Here is a 15,998-nt window from a genome sequence, read left to right on the forward strand (position 1 = left end):
GGTTACATCACCTTCACGGCCCGGCCGATGAACTGGATCGGGCCGGTCGGCTTGCCGATGGGCGAGCCGCTGGCCGGTTCCAGCGTCAATTCAAACAACTGGTTGGGTTCCAGCGGCGGCAGCTTGTCCAGCGGGATGCGCACCGGTTCGCCCGGTTTGACCAGGCCCAGCGACACCGGGCCGGCCCAGCCGTCGGCCTTGGTCCAGAATTCCAGCGCGCGATCGGCCGGCACCTGCATGGCTGCGATCGGCACCAGTTGCACCTCGCGCTCGCCCGCCTGCGCCTGCACCACCCAGCCCGGCGTCTGCGACTGCGGGGCGACCAGCACCACCATGTATTGCATCGGGCCGGGCGTTGGCGCGGGCCGCAGGGCCAGGGTGCCGGCCAGGACCAGCGCGGCGGCCAGGCCGCTGGCGGCGACCCCGCGCCAGAAGAACAGGCTGTCCCACCATCCCGGACGCGGCGATGCGCCGGCCCGGGCGGCGGCCGACTGGCCGTTCAGCGTCTTCTCGATACGTGGCCACAGGCCGGGCGACGGCTCGACCGGCGTGGCCAGGTTGGCCAGCGGCAGCAGGCGCGCTTCCCAGCGGTCGACGGCGGCACGCAGCGCGGCATCGTGCGGCAGGCGGGCGTCGACGTCGCGACGACGCGCGCCGGACAGGGTGCCCAGCACGTATTCGCCGGCCAGTTCGTCCAGGCCTTCAGGGGTATCGGGCAGGGCGCTCATGCCAGGCATTCCTTCAGCGCTTTCAGGCTGCGTTTGATCCAGGCTTTGACGGTGCCCAGCGGGGCGCCCAGGCGTTGCGCGATTTCACTGTGCGACAGGCCTTCGACGTAGGCATGCAGCACGCAGTTGCGGCGCACGGGCTCCAGTTGTTCCAGGCAGGGGCCGATGCGGCCGGCGCTGTCGCGCCAGTCGAAGGCTTCACGCGTGTCGTGCCAGGCCTCGATCGCATCGCGGGCATCCAGCGCGGCGGCGGTGTCGTCGTCGACAGCGGTTTCGTGGCGGCCGTCGCGGACGGCGTTCAGCGCCAGGTTGCGGGCCACGCTGTAGAGCCAGCCGCGGGCCGAGCCGCGCGTGGCGTCGAAGCTGGCGGCCCGGTTCCAGATATTGACGAAGGCGTCGTGCACGATGTCTTCGGCCCGGGCGCGGTCGCGCACGATGCGCTGGGCCACGCCCAGCAGCCGCGGGCCTTCATGGCGGTACAAGGCTTCCAGCGCCGAGCGTCGTCCCGCGGCGCACTGCGCGAGGGCCGCTTCGTAATCGAAATCCGGAACAGGTCGGTTCGGCATGCGTGCGGGGGCAGGGGCGGTGGGCGTGGGTCCGGGCAAGGCCCGGGCGGCGGCGGATGCTGGCATGTTACCGGACTCCCGCCGCCGTGACCCGTGCCATTGCACGCCGCCTTGGCCCGTCCCTTCAGTCGGCCTTCCAGAAGATGTAGTCGGCCTGGTACGAGACCTGGCTGCGCTGGCCGGCCGTGGTGCAGGGCGTTTGCGGGGCGACGCCACCCTTGAGCGCGGTGCGCTGGATGTAGGCGACGCCGGTCAGGGCGCCGGCGCCCATGGCGGGGTTGGCCTTGACCAGCTGGTAGGGCAGGTTGCCCGTGCCGGCGGGCGCCACGGCGACCTGGGTGCCGGTCAGCTTGGAACCGTCAGCGGCTTCCCAGGTAGCGGGCGGGCCGTAGTAGGTGCCGACCTGCTTGCCCTGGCGATCCTTCAGCACGGCTTTCGGGCCGGCGAAGACCCATTCCATCTGGTCCTTGGCGTCTGCCTTGGCGCGGCATTCATAGGTGATTTCGCCTGCGCCGACGGTTTCCCAGGCGACCTTGTGGCCGGCGGGAACCTGGACGGGCGCGGGCAGGGCGTCCTGCGAATACGCCATGGCGGGGGCGGCTTGCATCAGGCCGCAGGCGGCCAGCAGGGCGGCGGCCAACAGGCCGGTGGCGGGGGTGGGGCGAGTGGTCATGAGCGGTCTCCTGGGGGATGTCCCTGGCGGATACGGCGGGCAGGATGCGCGCCGTTGCAGGTACTACCCGCGGGAGCCGCGTTTGGATGCAGGCCGGTGCGAAATCTTTTTCGCACCGGCCTGCGGGCTTACTTGGCCTTGTTGGCGGAGTACGAGGCCATCAGGTTGCGGTAGTCGGGGATGTGGTTGGCGAACAGCGTGCCCAGGCCTTCGATGTCGTTGCGCCAGTCGCGATGCAGTTCGCAGGCCACGCCGAACCATGACATCAGTTGGGCGCCGGCCTGTTCCATGCGGCTCCAGGCGGCATTGCGGGTGACTTCGTTGAAGGTGCCCGAGGCGTCCGTGACGACGAACACGTCAAAGCCTTCTTCCAGCGCGGACAGCGCGGGGAAAGCCACACACACTTCGGTGACGACCCCGGCAATGATCAGCTGCTTCTTGCCGGTGGCCTTGACGGCCTTGACGAAGTCTTCGTTGTCCCAGGCATTGATGTTGCCGGGACGGGCGATGTAGGGCGCTTTGGGGAATTTGTCTTTCAGTTCCTGCACCAGGGGACCGTTGGGACCGTCTTCGAAACTGGTGGTGAGGATGGTGGGCAGCTTGAAGTAGTCGGCCAGGTCGGCCAGGGCCAGCACGTTGTTCTTGAACTGGTCGGGCTGGAAGTCGCGCACCAGTGACAAGAGACCTGCCTGATGATCGACCAGCAGTACCGCCGCTTCGTTCTTGTCCAGCTTTACATAGGGTTTGGTCATGGCTTTTGCTCCGTCTGCTTGAAAGGGGGCGGGCCGTGGGCCACGCCGGGTCACTTGAGGGAATAGCCGTCATCCTAAATACAAGCCCAATATGTCGGTAGTGGGTCAAAATGGTATTCAGCGTCCTATTTTTCGGACAGCGGGGGCGCCATGGGCAGAAGCAGGCCATGCCGGCGTTGCGCACCGGACTCCAGTTCGGCGATGCGCCGGTATTCCAGCGACATGAAGTCGAGCAGCTCGCGGACCGCGGGCAACAGGCCTCGGCGCGACGGGAAGACGGCGTGCACGTTGCCAGGTTCGGGCTGCCAGGAGCCGCCGACATTCACCAGCCGTCCGGCATCCAGTTCCTCGTGGATCATCAGCAGCGGCAGGGCCACCACCCCCACGCCACGCAGCGCGGCCTGTTTGAGCGCCAGCATGTCGTCGGTGACCAGGCGCGGCGTGAACGGCACCGTCAGCCGGGCGCCGTCGGCGCCAAGCAACTGCCAATTGCATTCGCGCTGCTCGGTGCCCAGGGCCAGCGTGGGCATCTGGCTCAGTTGTGCCGGGTCGCCGGGGAAGGCCTGGCCGCGTGCCAAGTCCGGGCTGGCCACCAGGCATTGGCAGCCCATGCCCAGGTGCTTCATCACCAGGTCGCTGCTTTCGATGTGGCCAAACCGTACGCGCACAGCCAGGTCGTAGCCTTCGCGCAGCACATCGACGGGCCGGCTGAAACTCTTCAGGTACACGTGCACCTTGGGGCACTTTTCCATGAATCGGGCCACCACGTCGCCCAGGAAATAGTAGATCAACGCGGGCGGCGCGCTCATGCGGATCGTGCCTTGGGGTTCGGCATGCGTGCGGTCGATGACGTCCTGTGCGGCTTCGGCGCCGGCCAGCATGGCCAGGCATTGCTCGAAATATTCCTGGCCCAGTTCAGTGACCGCGAAGCTGCGGGTGGACCGCTGGATCAGCCGCACGTTCAGGCGATCTTCGAGTTCGGCGATGCGGCGGCTCAGGCGCGATTTCGGGATGCCCAGGGCGCGCCCGGCCGGCGCGAACCCTCCGTTACGCACGACTTGCACGAAATAGTAGAGGTCGTTCAGGTCTTGCATAGGGCGCACGGGTGGGTCATCGGGATGGTGGATGCCCAAGCATATCGCCCTTTGCCCGGCCGGCCCTGCCCGAGACCTTGGACCCGAGGCGTCGCGCCAGAGAATCAGGCAGCCGCCAGCGCCTCGTCCTTCCAGCGCTGCTTGTCGCGCAGGGGCGGCGTGCCGAACAGGCGGCTGTATTCGCGGCTGAATTGCGACGAGCTTTCGTAACCCACGGCATGGGCGGCCAGGGCCACCCCGGCGTCGTCCGTCAGCATCAGGCGGCGCGCCTCTTGCAGCCGCAGGTGCTTCTGGTATTGCAGCGGGCTCATCGCCGTGGCCTGCTTGAAATGATGGTGCAGCGACGACACGCTCATGTGGACGTCGCGGGCGATTTCCTCGACCCGCAGCGGCTGGGCATAGTTGTCGCGCAGGATGCGGATGGCCTTGGCCACGCGGTTCAGCTGGCTGTCCTGCAGCACGGTCTGGCGCAGCACCACGCCCTGGCCGTTCATCAGCAGGCGGTACAGCAATTCGCGCTTGACCATCGGCGCCAGGATCGGAATGTCGCGCGGGCTGTCCAGCAAGCGCAGCAGCCGCAGCATCACGTCCAGCAGCGTGCCGCCCAGCGGATTGACGCACAGCGCGCGCGACGCCTCGGCCGGCACCAGCGGCGGCAGGTTCTCGTCGCTGATCAGCTCGGAAATCTCTTCCGGATTCAGGTCCAGCCGCAGGCCCAGGTACGGCAGGGTCGGGCTGGCGACCGATACCTTGGCCACCACTGGCAGGTCGACCGACGAAATCAGGTAGTGGAAGGGGTCGTACTCGTAGGATTCGTCACCGATCAACAGGCGCTTGGACCCTTGGGCGATGACTGCCAGCGCGGCCTTCTGCAAGGCGGGCTTGGGACCGGTGGGCTGCGAGATGCGATGCAGGTACAGGCCTTCGATGGGGGTATCGAGCGAACCCTCCAGCGCCCCGGTCATGCGTTCCAGCAGGCACAGCAATTCGCGCCGGGCAGGCTCGAACGCGGCATCCAGGATGGCGGCGGGGGAGGAAATGGGCAGATCGGGGGTGGGAGGCATCGGGCGGCTCCGTGGAAGGCGGCCTCGCGTACGCGTGGGGCGCGAGGCGGCCGGAGAATCAGGCGTTATCGAGTGTAGACCCGGAGAGGCCATCTTGGGACGGCCTGCCCGCTGTGCGCGGAGGATTAGGCAAAGAATGCGGAGGATCGGGCGGATGCCCGGCTTGGAGGCTCGCTGCCAGAGAATCAGGCAAAAAAAGGGCAGGATCGAGCATCCATCCGAAGGGCTTGGCGACGCATACTGTCTGCACCCCGGCCACGCGACATCGCCGTTCCATTCCGGGACGGGCGGCGCGCCGCGCCCACGAAGGAGTGCAATGATGCGGTACAAGAAATTCGGCAGCACCGGCCTGTTCGTCTCGGAACTTTGCCTGGGCACCATGACCTTCGGCGGCGAAGGCGAACTATGGAGCAAGATCGGCGACCTGCAACAGGAAGACGCCAACCGCCTGGTGGGGCGCGCGCTGGAAGCGGGCGTGAACTTCATCGACACGGCGGACGTGTATTCGGAAGGGCGCTCTGAAATCATCACCGGCCAGGCGCTGCGCGACCTGAAAGTGGCGCGCGACGACGTCGTCATCGCGACCAAGGTGTTCGGCCAGACCGGCGCGGGCGTCAATGCTCGCGGCAATTCGCGCTTTCACATCATGGACAGCGTCAAGAAAAGCCTGTCGCGGCTGCAGCTGGACCATATCGACCTGTACCAGATCCACGGCTTCGACCCGGCCACGCCGGTCGAGGAAACCGTGCGCGCGCTGGACAACCTGGTGCAGCACGGCCACGTACGCTATGTGGGCGTGTCCAACTGGGCGGCCTGGCAGATCATGAAGGCGCTGGGCATTGCCGAGCGCCTGGGCCTGGCCCGCTTCGAGTCGCTGCAGGCGTACTACACCATCGCCGGCCGCGACCTGGAGCGCGAGATCGTGCCGCTGCTGCAAAGCGAGGGCGTGGGCCTGATGGTCTGGAGCCCCCTGGCGGGCGGCCTGCTCAGCGGCAAGTACAGCCGTGACGGCCAGGCCGAGGCCGGCAGCCGCCGCGCCCAGTTCGACTTCCCGCCGGTCGACCGTGATCGCGCCTTCGACAGCATCGATGTCTTGCGTCAGGTGGCGGATGCGCGCGGCGTGTCGGTGGCGCAAGTGGCGCTGGCGTGGCTGCTGCACCAGCGTTCGGTGACCAGCGTCATCATCGGCGCCAAGCGCGTCGACCAGCTGGACGACAACCTGGCGGCCACCGCCATCAAGCTGACGCCCGACGAACTGGATCTGCTGGACAAGGTCAGCGCGCTGCCGCCGGAGTATCCGGGCTGGATGCACGTGCGCCAGGGCGAATTCCGTCGCAAGCAGCTGGCCGAGTCGCAAGCCGACTGACCGCATTGGCCGCCGGGCGCAAACCCGGCGGTCAGGGCTGCCGCCCTCGCGGATGCGGCGGTAGAATCCCGGGATCAGGCGCGGTCGGCCAGGCTGGCCGCGTCTTCCTTCCCGGGCGCTTTCGTCATGAAGCTCCCGGTGCGTTGAGGCGTCGCCGTGCCCATTCCCTTCCTGCGCCAGCTCACCGCGGTCAGCCGCACGCCACAGGCCAACCGGCGGCTGGCTTATTTCCTGACCTTCACCGCGGGCGCCGTCAACGCGGGCGGCTTCCTGGCCGTGCAGCAGTACACCTCGCACATGTCGGGCATCGTGTCGATGATGGCCGACCACATGGCGCTGGGCGGCCTGGCGGTGGTGCTGCAAGGGCTGGCCGCGTTGCTGTCGTTCCTGGCGGGGGCCGCTACGTCGGCGTCGTTGATCCATTTCGGGCGCCGCTCGCACCTGGCCAGCGAGTTCGCGCTGCCGCTGCTGGTCGAAGCCATGCTGCTACTGGTGTTCGGCCTGTTGGGCGCCAACCTGGAAACGCTGCGCTGGTTCTACGTGCCAGGCACCGTGATGCTGCTGTGCTACATCATGGGCCTGCAGAACGCGATGATCACCAAGGTTTCCAAGTCCGAGATCCGCACGACCCACGTGACCGGCATGGTCACCGATATCGGCATCGAACTGGGCAAGCTGTTCTACTGGAACCTGGCACGAGCCGATGCCGCACAGACGCCGCCGGTGCGGGCCGATCGCGGCAAGCTGATCGTGTTGGGCGGGATGGTCACGCTGTTCTTTACCGGCGGCGTCGTGGGGGCGTATTCGTTCTTCCACTACGGCTTCGGGTCCACCTTGCCGCTGGCGCTGTGCCTGATGGTGCTGGCCGCGGTGCCGGTGGCCGACGATATCCGTGGGTTCCTTTCACGGCCGTGACGCCGCGTCGTGCGCGGCATGTGGCATTGCGGGAAGCGCCTTTGCGCTTAGGCCTTCGCGTGTGCCAGGAAGACTTGCAGCGCCGCGGCCGTCTGCCAGTGCAGGCTGGCCAGGCGCGCATCCTTGGCCGATTCGGTGATGGCGCGGCCCTGGGCGTCTTGCGCATAGGGTTCGCCCAGCGCGCGCGCCATGTCGATCTGGAAGAAGCTGCTGTCGCCGTACGGGCGCTTGCCGTCGATGTAGGGCATGGGCCAGAACGCGTCGCCTTCACGCAGCACCGCGTCCAGCGCGCCCTGGCCAGCCTCGCGCCAGTTGGCCGCACGCAGCAGGGTGAGATGTTCGCGGCGCAGTTGGAAAAAACCCTTGGCGTCCACGCCGCTATCCGGAAAGTCGAAGGCTTCGCGCCGCTCTCGCGGCAGCGCATAGCGGCCGGGCGCCAACTGGCCGATGCGGCGCACATAGGCGGGCACCAGCCGGCAGACCTCGGCCATGCGCTGGGTTGCCAGGCTTTTGTCGGCCGTGCCCAGCAGCGTCATTGCCGCAGCCACCGTGTCCTTGCCGCCCAGCGGATGTTCGAATTCGATGCCGGGCGCGCCAGTCTCCACGGGAATCCAGATCACGCCCAGATTGCGCATCAGCCTGGCATGGTCAGCGCCGTAGCGGATGCTCGCCAGATCGGCCTGGAACACGCGCCGGACGATGGCGTCGCGGTCATTCGGCGCGGCGGCCGCCGTGAGGCGCAGCGGCGCCACGGCCAGCGCGGCCAGCGCCAGCGTCAACGCGCGGCGGGGCGGGCAGGGCACGGACACAGGCAACGCGGATGCAGGGGACGGCAAGCGGGGCATGGGGTGGGCTCCTGGGCGGCGGTGTGGACGCAATCGACCTTATGGAAAAAATGGCCTGCAGTGGGGGCATCGACCCTGCGCAAAAGCTAGCGCGGCAACGACGCCAGCTCGGCCTGGGCGCGGGAATAACCGGGCTGCACCCGCAGCGCGGCTTCGTAGCTGGCGCGGGCGTCCGCCTGGCGGCCCAGCCGCCGCAGCAGCAGGCCCTGGTTGGTCAGGATCTGGGCGCTGGCCGGCGTGGCGTGCACCGCCTGGTCATACGCCTTCAGCGCCTCCGGAATGCGATTCAGGCCGTCCAGCAGCGCGGCTTGCAGGTTCAGGCCGATGCTCCATTGCGGATAGCGTGCCGTCAGGGCCTGTGCGGTGGCCAGCGCGTCGGGCAGATCGCGCAATTCGGCCTGCGCGCCGGCCTTGTTCACATAGAACCAGCGATTGTCAGGGGCCAGGGTGATTGCCTCGTCGAACAGCTTGACCGCCGCCGCTTGCTGGCCGTTGATGGATTGCAGCTTGCCCAGGAAGTTCTTGATGTCGGCATTGCCCGGCTCGCGTTGCGACAGGGCTTCGGCGATGCGCTGCGCCTGTGCGGGATCGTTGGCGCGCAGTGCGGCGGAGATCTGCTGGTTCATGTCCTGCAGCGGCGCGGGCCATTGCTGGATGCGGGCGCGCAAGGCTGCGCTCTCCGAAGCCAGTTCGGCCTTGTAGGCGTTATCGAATTCCAGGGGCTGCGCTTGCGCTTCGGCGGGCTGGCCGACCAGCAGCAAGACGGCCAACAGGCCGGATATCGCGGCAAACCGTAAACCGGACAACGATCGAAAAGCACGAAGCAGCGTTGCGGTCATGAGGGGGGCGGGGTAGGGGTCGCAGGGACCCCTACGATATCCCGGATGCGCTTACTTGGGCATCAGGACGCTGTCGATCACGTGGATCACGCCGTTGGATTGGTATACGTCGTAGGTGCTGATGTTGGCCACGCCGCCCTTTTCGTCCTTGACGGTCAGGTTGTGCTTGCCGTTCATCATGACCCAGAGCTTGCCGCCGCTGGCCGTCGTCAGTTCGGTGACGCCGCCCTTTTTGGCCTTGGCGGCCAGGGCGTCGAAGTCCAGTTTGCCCGGCACCACGTGGTAGGTCAGGATCTTGGTCAACGTGGCCTTGTTTTCCGGCTTGACCAGGGTGTCGACCGTGCCGGGCGGCAGTTTGTTGAACGCGGCATTGGTGGGCGCGAAGACCGTGAACGGCCCCTTGCCCTGCAACGTATCCACCAGGCCGGCGGCTTTCACCGCTGCGACCAGCGTGGTGTGGTCGGCGGAATTGACCGCGTTGGCCACGATGTTCTTGCTGGGCATCATCGCTTGTCCCCCCACCATGACGTCGGCCGCATAGGTCGGCGACAGGGTTAGGGCAGAGCAGGCGATGGCAATCGAGGCTAGCAATTTCATGACGATCTCCTTTGTGTTGGCCGTCACGAACACATACGGGGCTGGCCTTGGCATGGATGCAAGACAGGGGTTGGGATAAACCCTAGGAGTGTGCCCGGACGCCTGTGCCGCCCAGCCTTTGCTTGGATCGCGCGCAAGTATGGGCATTATTCGGCCGCTTGTTCCCGATGCTGGTCCGCCGCCGTACAGGTAGTATCAAGGGGTCTTGCCAAGCCGCGCACCGGCGCGCGGCACCGCCCGCGAATGGAGTAATTCGCTATTTTCAGGAGGATAAATACAAAGCATGGACGCGGAATTCTGGTTGGAACGCTGGCGCGACGGTCGCACGCATTTTCATCAAACGCGCGTGACGCCCCTGTTGCAGAAATACTGGCCGACGCTGTCGGTGCCCCCCGGGGGCAAGGTGCTGGTGCCGCTGTGCGGCAAGTCGCTGGATATGGTGTGGCTGGCGGCCCAGGGCTTTCAGGTATTGGGCGTGGAACTGTCCCAATTGGCGGTCGAGCAATTCTTCACTGAAAACGAGCTCAAGCCCGTCATCCACGACACCGCCTACGGCAAGCATTATGTCGCGGGCAATATCGAGATCATCTGCGGCGATATCTTCAAGCTGGATGCGCAACTGCTGTCGCATTGCGTGGGCGCCTACGACCGTGCGGCGCTGATCGCCTTGCCGGCGGACATGCGCGGCGCCTATGTGCGGCACGTCTATGGGCAATTGGCGCCGGGCTATCGCGGTTTGCTGATCACCCTGGATTATCCCCAGGAAGAAATGGAAGGGCCGCCGTTTGCGCTGGTCGATACCGAAGTGCGGGCCTTGTTCACCGGCGTGTCGCCGGCCGTCATCATCGACCGCCGTGACATCCTGGCCAAGGAACCCAAGTTCGCCGAACGCGGGGTCAGCCGGCTCGATACCGTGGTGTATCGGCTGGGCGTACAGGCCTGATCTCGGCCAAGGGGGGCGGTGCGAGCCGCCTTCCTTGGAAAAACCCGCCTGGAAAGCCCTGCCTAGAAAAACCAGCCGCCGCGCGTCAGGTCTTTTTCGCAGCTCTTGTACTGGCTGGCGAATTTGTCGGCGCGCGCCTGCACCTTCTTCGAGACCGTCTTGAGCCAGGCCTTGCGGTCGTAGCTGCGGTTGCGGTAGCCGGTCCAGCCTTCGTGGTAGTTCAGGTATTGGCCGTAGGCGTCGGACTTGGACACGCCGTTCAGGCGCTGGGTCTTGTTCATGTACCAGCCCATGAAATCCAGGGCGTCGGCGAAATTGTCACGGCTTGAACCCCAGCCGCCGGCGTCTTTCTTGTAGTCGCCCCAGGTCTCGTCCTTGGCCTGGGCGTAGCCGTACGCGGAACTGACCCGGCCCCAGGGGATGATGCCCAGGAAGTAATAGCGTGGCGGCACGGCGTCCTGCTTGAACGACGATTCCTGGTACATCATCGCCATGGGTACCTGCACCGGCGCACCCCATTTCTTCTGCACTTTCAGCGCGGCATCGTGCCAGTCCGGCTTTTCGCGGAAGATGGCGCAGATGTTCTCGGGGTTCGAGGGCGGCGCCGTGGCGCAACCGGCAAGCGCCGTCAACAGCGGTAGCGGCAACAAGAGCCGTGTCATTGGCAGTCTTCTCCAGGGGCCGGCAGGCGGCTATCAGGGGTTTTGTGTCATTGGTTACGGTGATTGTATGAAAACGTATCGCCTGAAAAGTTCCGTCCCCGACTAAATTCCCGCCGGGACGAGAATTGACCCCTTTTCGGCCTTGCCGCGCCGCCAAAGAAAAACGGCCCCGGATCGCTCCGGGGCCGTCTGCAGGCAAGCCTGGCGGATGAGGCTTACACCTCGATCACGTCGGCCACGTCCTTGTAGTCAGCGATCTTGTCGAAGTTCAGGTACTGATAGATCTGATCGCCGCTCTTGTTGATGACGCCCATGTCGGCCATGTACTCGTCCTTGGTCGGAATCCGGCCCAGCTTCGAGCAGATGGCGGCCAGCTCGGCCGAACCCAGGTACACGTTGGTGTTCTTGCCCAGGCGGTTCGGGAAGTTACGGGTGCTGGTCGACATGACGGTCGCGCCTTCGCGCACCTGGGCCTGGTTGCCCATGCACAGCGAGCAGCCCGGCATTTCGGTGCGCGCACCGGCCGTGCCGAACACGCCGTAGTGGCCTTCTTCGGTCAGTTGCGTGGCATCCATCTTGGTGGGCGGGGCCACCCACAGCTTGACGGGGATGTCGCGCTTGCCTTCCAGCAGCTTGGACGCTGCGCGGAAGTGGCCGATGTTGGTCATGCAGCTGCCGATGAACACTTCGTCGATCTTGGCGCCGGCAACTTCCGACAGCGTCTTGACGTCGTCCGGGTCGTTCGGGCAGGCCACGATGGGCTCGTGCACGTCGGCCAGGTCGATCTCGATGACGGCAGCGTATTCGGCGTCGGCGTCCGGTTCCAGCAGCTTGGGGTCGGCCAGCCAGGCTTCCATTGCCTTGATGCGGCGGCCCAGCGTGCGCTCGTCTTCGTAGCCGTTGGCGATCATCCACTTCAACATCACGATGTTGCTGTTGATGTACTCGATGATCGGTTCCTTGTTCAGGCGCACCGAGCAGCCGGCGGCCGAACGTTCGGCCGAGGCGTCCGACAGTTCAAAGGCTTGTTCGACCTTCAGGTCGGGCAGGCCTTCGATTTCCAGGATGCGGCCGGAGAAGATGTTCTTCTTGCCTTGCTTGGCCACCGTCAGCAGGCCTTGCTTGATGGCGTACAGCGGAATGGCGTTGACCAGGTCGCGCAGGGTCACGCCGGGCTGCAGCTTGCCCTTGAAGCGGACCAGCACCGATTCCGGCATGTCCAGCGGCATCACGCCGGTGGCAGCGGCAAAGGCGACCAGGCCCGAACCGGCCGGGAACGAGATGCCGATGGGGAAGCGGGTGTGCGAGTCGCCGCCGGTGCCGACGGTGTCGGGCAACAGCATGCGGTTCAGCCACGAGTGGATCACGCCATCGCCCGGGCGCAGCGACACGCCGCCACGGGTACTGATGAATTCCGGCAGCGTGTGGTGCGTCTTCACGTCCACGGGCTTGGGGTAGGCGGCGGTGTGGCAGAACGACTGCATCACCAGGTCGGCCGAGAAGCCCAGGCAGGCCAGGTCCTTCAGCTCGTCGCGGGTCATCGGGCCGGTGGTGTCCTGGCTGCCGACCGAGGTCATCTTCGGTTCGCAGTAGGTACCCGGGCGAATGCCGCGGCCTTCCTGCAGGCCGCAGGCGCGGCCGACCATCTTCTGGGCCAGCGTGAAGCCCTTGCCTGTGTCGACCGGGTCCTTGGGCAGGCGGAACAGCGTCGACGGCGGCAGGCCCAGCGCTTCGCGCGCCTTGCCCGTCAGGCCACGGCCGATGATCAGCGGAATACGGCCGCCGGCACGCACTTCGTCGAACAGCACGTCCGACTTCACTTCGAATTCGGCGATGACTTCGCCGTTCTTGATGGCCTTGCCTTCGTAGGGACGCAGTTCAACCACGTCGCCCATTTCCATCTGCGACACGTCCAGCTCGATCGGCAGGGCGCCGGCGTCTTCCATCGTGTTGTAGAAGATCGGGGCGATCTTGTTGCCCAGGCAGACGCCGCCAAAGCGCTTGTTCGGCACGAAGGGGATGTCTTCGCCCGTGAACCACAGCACCGAGTTGGTGGCCGACTTGCGCGAGGAACCGGTACCGACCACGTCACCCACGTAGGCGACCAGGTGGCCCTTTTCCTTCAGCGATTCGATGAACTTGACCGGGCCGCGCTTGCCGTCTTCTTCCGGCTGGAACGCTGCGCCGTCACGCTTGTTCTTCAGCATCGCCAGGGCGTGCATCGGAATGTCGGGGCGGGTGGTGGCGTCCGGGGCGGGCGACAGGTCGTCGGTGTTGGTTTCGCCAGGCACCTTGAAGACCGTGATGGTCAGGCTCTGGGGCAGTTCCGGACGGCTGGTGAACCATTCGGCGTCGGCCCAGCTCTGCATCACGGACTTGGCGTTGGCGTTGCCCTTGTCGGCCTTTTCCTTCACGTCGTGGAAGGCGTCGAACATCAACAGGGTCTTTTTCAGGGCATCGGCGGCGATGGTGCCGATTTCCGCATCGTCAAGCAGTTGGACCAGCGGGCCAATGTTGTAGCCGCCCAGCATCGTGCCGAGCAGTTCGGTCGCCTTGGCGCGGCTGATCAGGGCACAAGCTTCCGAGCCCAGGGCCACGGCGGCCAGATACGACGCCTTGACCTTGGCGGCGTCGTCCACGCCGGCCGGCACACGGTGGGTCAGCAGCTCGACCAGATTCTGCTCTTCGCCAGCGGGCGGGTTCTTCAGCAGTTCGATCAGTTCAGCGGTTTGTTTGGCCGTCAGGGGCAGCGGGGGAATCCCCAGAGCCGCGCGTTCGGCAACGTGTTGGCGGTAAGTATCCAGCATGTGAGGCCTGCTTAAAGTCGGGTTGGAAGAAGGGTTGTCGGCAGGAATTGTAGAGGGAAGAGGGGGGCGCAAGCAAATGTCTTATATCTTATATAAGACTTGAGCCGATAGCCGTTGCGGGAAGGCCACGGCGCCTGCGGACGACGCCGCCCGGACGGGGGGCGCCAGAGGGCGTTGCGGGGAGTCGCCCGGCCAGGCTGGCGGCCGGAACGAATAAATGGGGACAGAAAAAGAGGGGGCGGGCTGCCCCCTGTTTTGCGGGTCCGGGTCCTGGCGAGAGGGCCGGCCGCGCCTAGTTGGCCTTGGCGTCGTACACCACGGCCACTCGGGCGAAGTTGCCGCCGTATTGCTTGACGTTCACCGTGAACGGCGCGCTTTCGCCGGGTTGGAGCTTGGGCAGCTTCAGTTCCGAATACTGGGCGCCCGACAGCTTGTCCTGCGCGTCGTACAGGCTGACCCATACCTTGACGTTCTGGACCTCGGCCTTGTCGTCGTTGCGCACCCGGCCATGCACCACCACATACTTGTAGCGGAAACGGTAGGTGAAATTCAGCGTGCCGGTGCCGACGGCCGCCTCGGTGTTGTCGACGCTGATGTCCAGCTTGGGACGCGTGCCGGGCATCGCAGCGCGTTTGGCAGGTTGCCAATCGGTCTTGATCTCGCTGTAGCGCTCGAAATCCTCGCCTTGCAACCGCACCGGGATGCGCTCGCCGGGATACAGCATGGACGGCAGCGACCATTCCTGGCGCAGCCGCAGCGGGCGGGCGCCGTCGAACACCGACAGCGTCAAGCCGGGCGACAGCGCAATGTAGCCATCGCTGCGGTTGACGACTTCGGCCAGCAGCAGCGGGCGCTCGATTTCATCCAGCAGGCGCCGCGGCGGCGACAGCGACAGCGCGGCGGGGTCGAACAGCGCGAAGTCCGGGTCCAGCAGTTCGGCCGTGGTCAGGCGCACGTGGTCGATGACGCGCGTATCGGCGGGGCTGACCCGCACGATGCGGCTGGCGGGGGGCGCGGGCTTTGGGGCGGGTTCGGCGGTGGCCGCGGCGGCCTGCGGGGTGGTCGCGGCCTTGGCCTTTTCCCAGGGCAGCAGGCCGTTGTACTTGGCCAGCGCATAACCGCCGGCGGCCAGGATGACCAGCACCAGTCCGGCCTTGGCGGGCAGGGACAGGCGTTTGGGTTCGGAACGGCTAGCTTTCACTTTGCACCATGTAATCGTAGGAGCCGACCTTGCCCTCGGACAGCATTTCGCAGCGCACGTCGAACGAGGTCACCCCGCCAGGGGCGAGCGAGTTGGCCGAGCCGTAGCCGTTGCCAGTGCCGATCAGCTTGCCATCTTCGCCATACAGCATCACCGTCACCTGCGTGCTGTTGGACACGGTCGTGCCCTGGTTGCGCAGCAGGCCGACCAGGCGGTAGGCGCCGTCGTTGCGCACCAGTTGCACCTTGTCGGCGGCAATCTTCAGCGCGGTCCCGCGCGCGCGGGACGGCACGCTGGGCTCCAGCGTGTAGCGGGTATAGGACGTGTCGGGCAGCGAGATCACCACGGGCGTGTATTCGCCGGGCTGCAGGGTACGCGCCAGCGGCGACCCGGTCGCGGACGACAGCGTCAGTTCGCCCTGGAAGAACGTGGCGGTGACGCGCGGGCTGTCGATCTTTTCGCCCGTTTCGTTGCGCATCACCATGACCAGCTGGTTGCGGTTACGCACGCGCCATTCCTGCACGTCGGTCAGCTTGACCAGCGAGGCGTCCAGGGGCGGGATGACGGGGGGCGGTCGGTAGGTGGACCGTGTCGACGAGCCCAGATTGAACGTCAGCGGCACCAGGATCGCCGCCAGCACCACCAGCACGATCGCCACGATGGCGCCCGGCTGCAGCTTGGCCGCGGGCGCCGGCTGCTGCATGCCGCGCAGGATCTTCTCCAGCCGCTGGGCGACGTTGTCCTCGACCAGGGTCACGGCCTGGCAGTGGCTGCACTGGTACTCGTTGGTGTCCAGCTTGATGAACTGCGCGCTGCCGCAAGTGGAGCAGGTCAGTGTCACCGTATTGATCGTGGTCTGTTTGGGCGTCATGCTGGGCGGAAAACGCGCCGGGCTCGGCGCGGCGCCGGGATGGCGCGGCAAGACCCGGCAGAGCGTGGCTTACAG

15 protein-coding genes and 1 pseudogene are annotated in these 15,998 nt (G+C 66.2%); 3 read left to right on the top strand and 13 right to left on the bottom strand.

Annotation, left to right across the window (positions count from 1 at the left end; genetic code table 11):
- Positions 1-2: 2 nt before the first annotated feature.
- From HV798_RS23360 to HV798_RS23385, 6 genes are all read right to left on the bottom strand, one after another.
- Complete coding sequence (locus HV798_RS23360; protein WP_175194537.1) at positions 3-728, bottom strand: anti-sigma factor; 726 nt, start codon at positions 726-728, stop codon at positions 3-5.
- Complete coding sequence (locus HV798_RS23365) at positions 725-1,294, bottom strand: sigma-70 family RNA polymerase sigma factor (protein WP_175194597.1); 570 nt, start codon at positions 1,292-1,294, stop codon at positions 725-727. The genes HV798_RS23360 and HV798_RS23365 overlap by 4 nt, the downstream gene beginning before the upstream one ends.
- Positions 1,295-1,418: 124 nt before the next feature.
- The gene (locus HV798_RS23370) at positions 1,419-1,967 is read right to left on the bottom strand and encodes a DUF3455 domain-containing protein (RefSeq protein WP_025139524.1); all 549 of its coding nucleotides are present in this window, start codon (positions 1,965-1,967) and stop codon (positions 1,419-1,421) included.
- Positions 1,968-2,095: 128 nt separating this feature from the next.
- Positions 2,096-2,719, bottom strand: a complete 624-nt coding sequence (gene ycaC, locus HV798_RS23375) for an isochorismate family cysteine hydrolase YcaC (RefSeq protein WP_025139523.1) — start codon at positions 2,717-2,719, stop codon at positions 2,096-2,098.
- A gap of 125 nt (positions 2,720-2,844) precedes the next feature.
- Entirely contained in the window at positions 2,845-3,813 is a 969-nt protein-coding gene (locus HV798_RS23380) for a LysR substrate-binding domain-containing protein (RefSeq protein WP_175194599.1), read from the bottom strand.
- 104 nt (positions 3,814-3,917) lie between these two features.
- Positions 3,918-4,877: an AraC family transcriptional regulator gene (locus tag HV798_RS23385; RefSeq protein ID WP_175194539.1), complete on the bottom strand. Its 960-nt coding sequence runs from the start codon at positions 4,875-4,877 to the stop codon at positions 3,918-3,920.
- Positions 4,878-5,196: 319 nt separating this feature from the next.
- Here HV798_RS23385 and HV798_RS23390 point away from each other — a divergent pair, with 319 nt between their 5' ends.
- Both HV798_RS23390 and HV798_RS23395 read left to right on the top strand, forming a co-directional pair.
- A complete protein-coding gene (locus tag HV798_RS23390) occupies positions 5,197-6,243 on the top strand; it encodes an aldo/keto reductase (protein ID WP_175194542.1) in 1,047 nt (348 codons plus the stop codon).
- Between the two features lie 156 nt (positions 6,244-6,399).
- A pseudogene (locus HV798_RS23395) lies at positions 6,400-7,152 on the top strand (YoaK family protein); the annotation flags it as partial.
- Positions 7,153-7,205: 53 nt separating this feature from the next.
- On the opposite strand, the gene HV798_RS23400 reads toward HV798_RS23395, so the two are convergent.
- The 3 genes from HV798_RS23400 to HV798_RS23410 all read right to left on the bottom strand — a co-directional run bounded on the left by HV798_RS23400 (position 7,206) and on the right by HV798_RS23410 (position 9,439).
- Positions 7,206-8,003, bottom strand: coding sequence for a hypothetical protein (locus HV798_RS23400; protein WP_175194546.1), 798 nt, complete (start codon positions 8,001-8,003; stop codon positions 7,206-7,208).
- Positions 8,004-8,089: 86 nt separating this feature from the next.
- On the bottom strand, positions 8,090-8,842 hold the full coding sequence (locus HV798_RS23405; RefSeq protein WP_175194548.1) for a tetratricopeptide repeat protein: 753 nt from the start codon (positions 8,840-8,842) through the stop codon (positions 8,090-8,092).
- Positions 8,843-8,893: 51 nt separating this feature from the next.
- Complete coding sequence (locus HV798_RS23410) at positions 8,894-9,439, bottom strand: fasciclin domain-containing protein (protein WP_025139515.1); 546 nt, start codon at positions 9,437-9,439, stop codon at positions 8,894-8,896.
- 283 nt (positions 9,440-9,722) lie between these two features.
- On the opposite strand from HV798_RS23410, the gene HV798_RS23415 reads away from it, so the two are divergent.
- On the top strand, positions 9,723-10,382 hold the full coding sequence (locus HV798_RS23415; protein WP_025139514.1) for a thiopurine S-methyltransferase: 660 nt from the start codon (positions 9,723-9,725) through the stop codon (positions 10,380-10,382).
- A gap of 62 nt (positions 10,383-10,444) precedes the next feature.
- On the opposite strand, the gene HV798_RS23420 is transcribed toward HV798_RS23415, so the two are convergent.
- The 4 genes from HV798_RS23420 to HV798_RS23435 form a co-directional block, all read right to left on the bottom strand.
- Positions 10,445-11,044, bottom strand: coding sequence for a transglycosylase SLT domain-containing protein (locus HV798_RS23420; RefSeq protein ID WP_025139513.1), 600 nt, complete (start codon positions 11,042-11,044; stop codon positions 10,445-10,447).
- A 215-nt stretch (positions 11,045-11,259) separates the two neighbouring features.
- Complete coding sequence (gene acnB / locus HV798_RS23425) at positions 11,260-13,851, bottom strand: bifunctional aconitate hydratase 2/2-methylisocitrate dehydratase (RefSeq protein WP_175194551.1); 2,592 nt, start codon at positions 13,849-13,851, stop codon at positions 11,260-11,262.
- 292 nt (positions 13,852-14,143) lie between these two features.
- Complete coding sequence (locus HV798_RS23430) at positions 14,144-15,052, bottom strand: FxLYD domain-containing protein (RefSeq protein ID WP_175194553.1); 909 nt, start codon at positions 15,050-15,052, stop codon at positions 14,144-14,146.
- Entirely contained in the window at positions 15,042-15,923 is an 882-nt protein-coding gene (locus tag HV798_RS23435) for an FxLYD domain-containing protein (RefSeq protein ID WP_175194556.1), read from the bottom strand. Before HV798_RS23435 ends, HV798_RS23430 begins: the two co-directional genes overlap by 11 nt.
- Positions 15,924-15,998: the final 75 nt, after the last annotated feature.

It is taken from the genome of Achromobacter deleyi (assembly GCF_902859705.1).
Taxonomy (GTDB): Bacteria; Pseudomonadota; Gammaproteobacteria; order Burkholderiales; family Burkholderiaceae_B; genus Achromobacter; species Achromobacter deleyi.

Excerpts from the sequence above, each read along its gene's own strand:
- HV798_RS23360 (WP_175194537.1), bottom strand. The coding sequence starts at position 728 with ATGAGCGCCCTGCCCGATACCCCTGAAGGCCTGGACGAACTGGCCGGC.
- HV798_RS23365 (WP_175194597.1), bottom strand. The coding sequence starts at position 1,294 with ATGCCGAACCGACCTGTTCCGGATTTCGATTACGAAGCGGCCCTCGCG.
- HV798_RS23370 (WP_025139524.1), bottom strand. The coding sequence starts at position 1,967 with ATGACCACTCGCCCCACCCCCGCCACCGGCCTGTTGGCCGCCGCCCTG.
- ycaC (WP_025139523.1), bottom strand. The coding sequence starts at position 2,719 with ATGACCAAACCCTATGTAAAGCTGGACAAGAACGAAGCGGCGGTACTG.
- HV798_RS23380 (WP_175194599.1), bottom strand. The coding sequence starts at position 3,813 with ATGCAAGACCTGAACGACCTCTACTATTTCGTGCAAGTCGTGCGTAAC.
- HV798_RS23385 (WP_175194539.1), bottom strand. The coding sequence starts at position 4,877 with ATGCCTCCCACCCCCGATCTGCCCATTTCCTCCCCCGCCGCCATCCTG.
- HV798_RS23390 (WP_175194542.1), top strand. The coding sequence starts at position 5,197 with ATGCGGTACAAGAAATTCGGCAGCACCGGCCTGTTCGTCTCGGAACTT.
- HV798_RS23400 (WP_175194546.1), bottom strand. The coding sequence starts at position 8,003 with ATGCCCCGCTTGCCGTCCCCTGCATCCGCGTTGCCTGTGTCCGTGCCC.
- HV798_RS23405 (WP_175194548.1), bottom strand. The coding sequence starts at position 8,842 with ATGACCGCAACGCTGCTTCGTGCTTTTCGATCGTTGTCCGGTTTACGG.
- HV798_RS23410 (WP_025139515.1), bottom strand. The coding sequence starts at position 9,439 with ATGAAATTGCTAGCCTCGATTGCCATCGCCTGCTCTGCCCTAACCCTG.
- HV798_RS23415 (WP_025139514.1), top strand. The coding sequence starts at position 9,723 with ATGGACGCGGAATTCTGGTTGGAACGCTGGCGCGACGGTCGCACGCAT.
- HV798_RS23420 (WP_025139513.1), bottom strand. The coding sequence starts at position 11,044 with ATGACACGGCTCTTGTTGCCGCTACCGCTGTTGACGGCGCTTGCCGGT.
- acnB (WP_175194551.1), bottom strand. The coding sequence starts at position 13,851 with ATGCTGGATACTTACCGCCAACACGTTGCCGAACGCGCGGCTCTGGGG.
- HV798_RS23435 (WP_175194556.1), bottom strand. The coding sequence starts at position 15,923 with ATGACGCCCAAACAGACCACGATCAATACGGTGACACTGACCTGCTCC.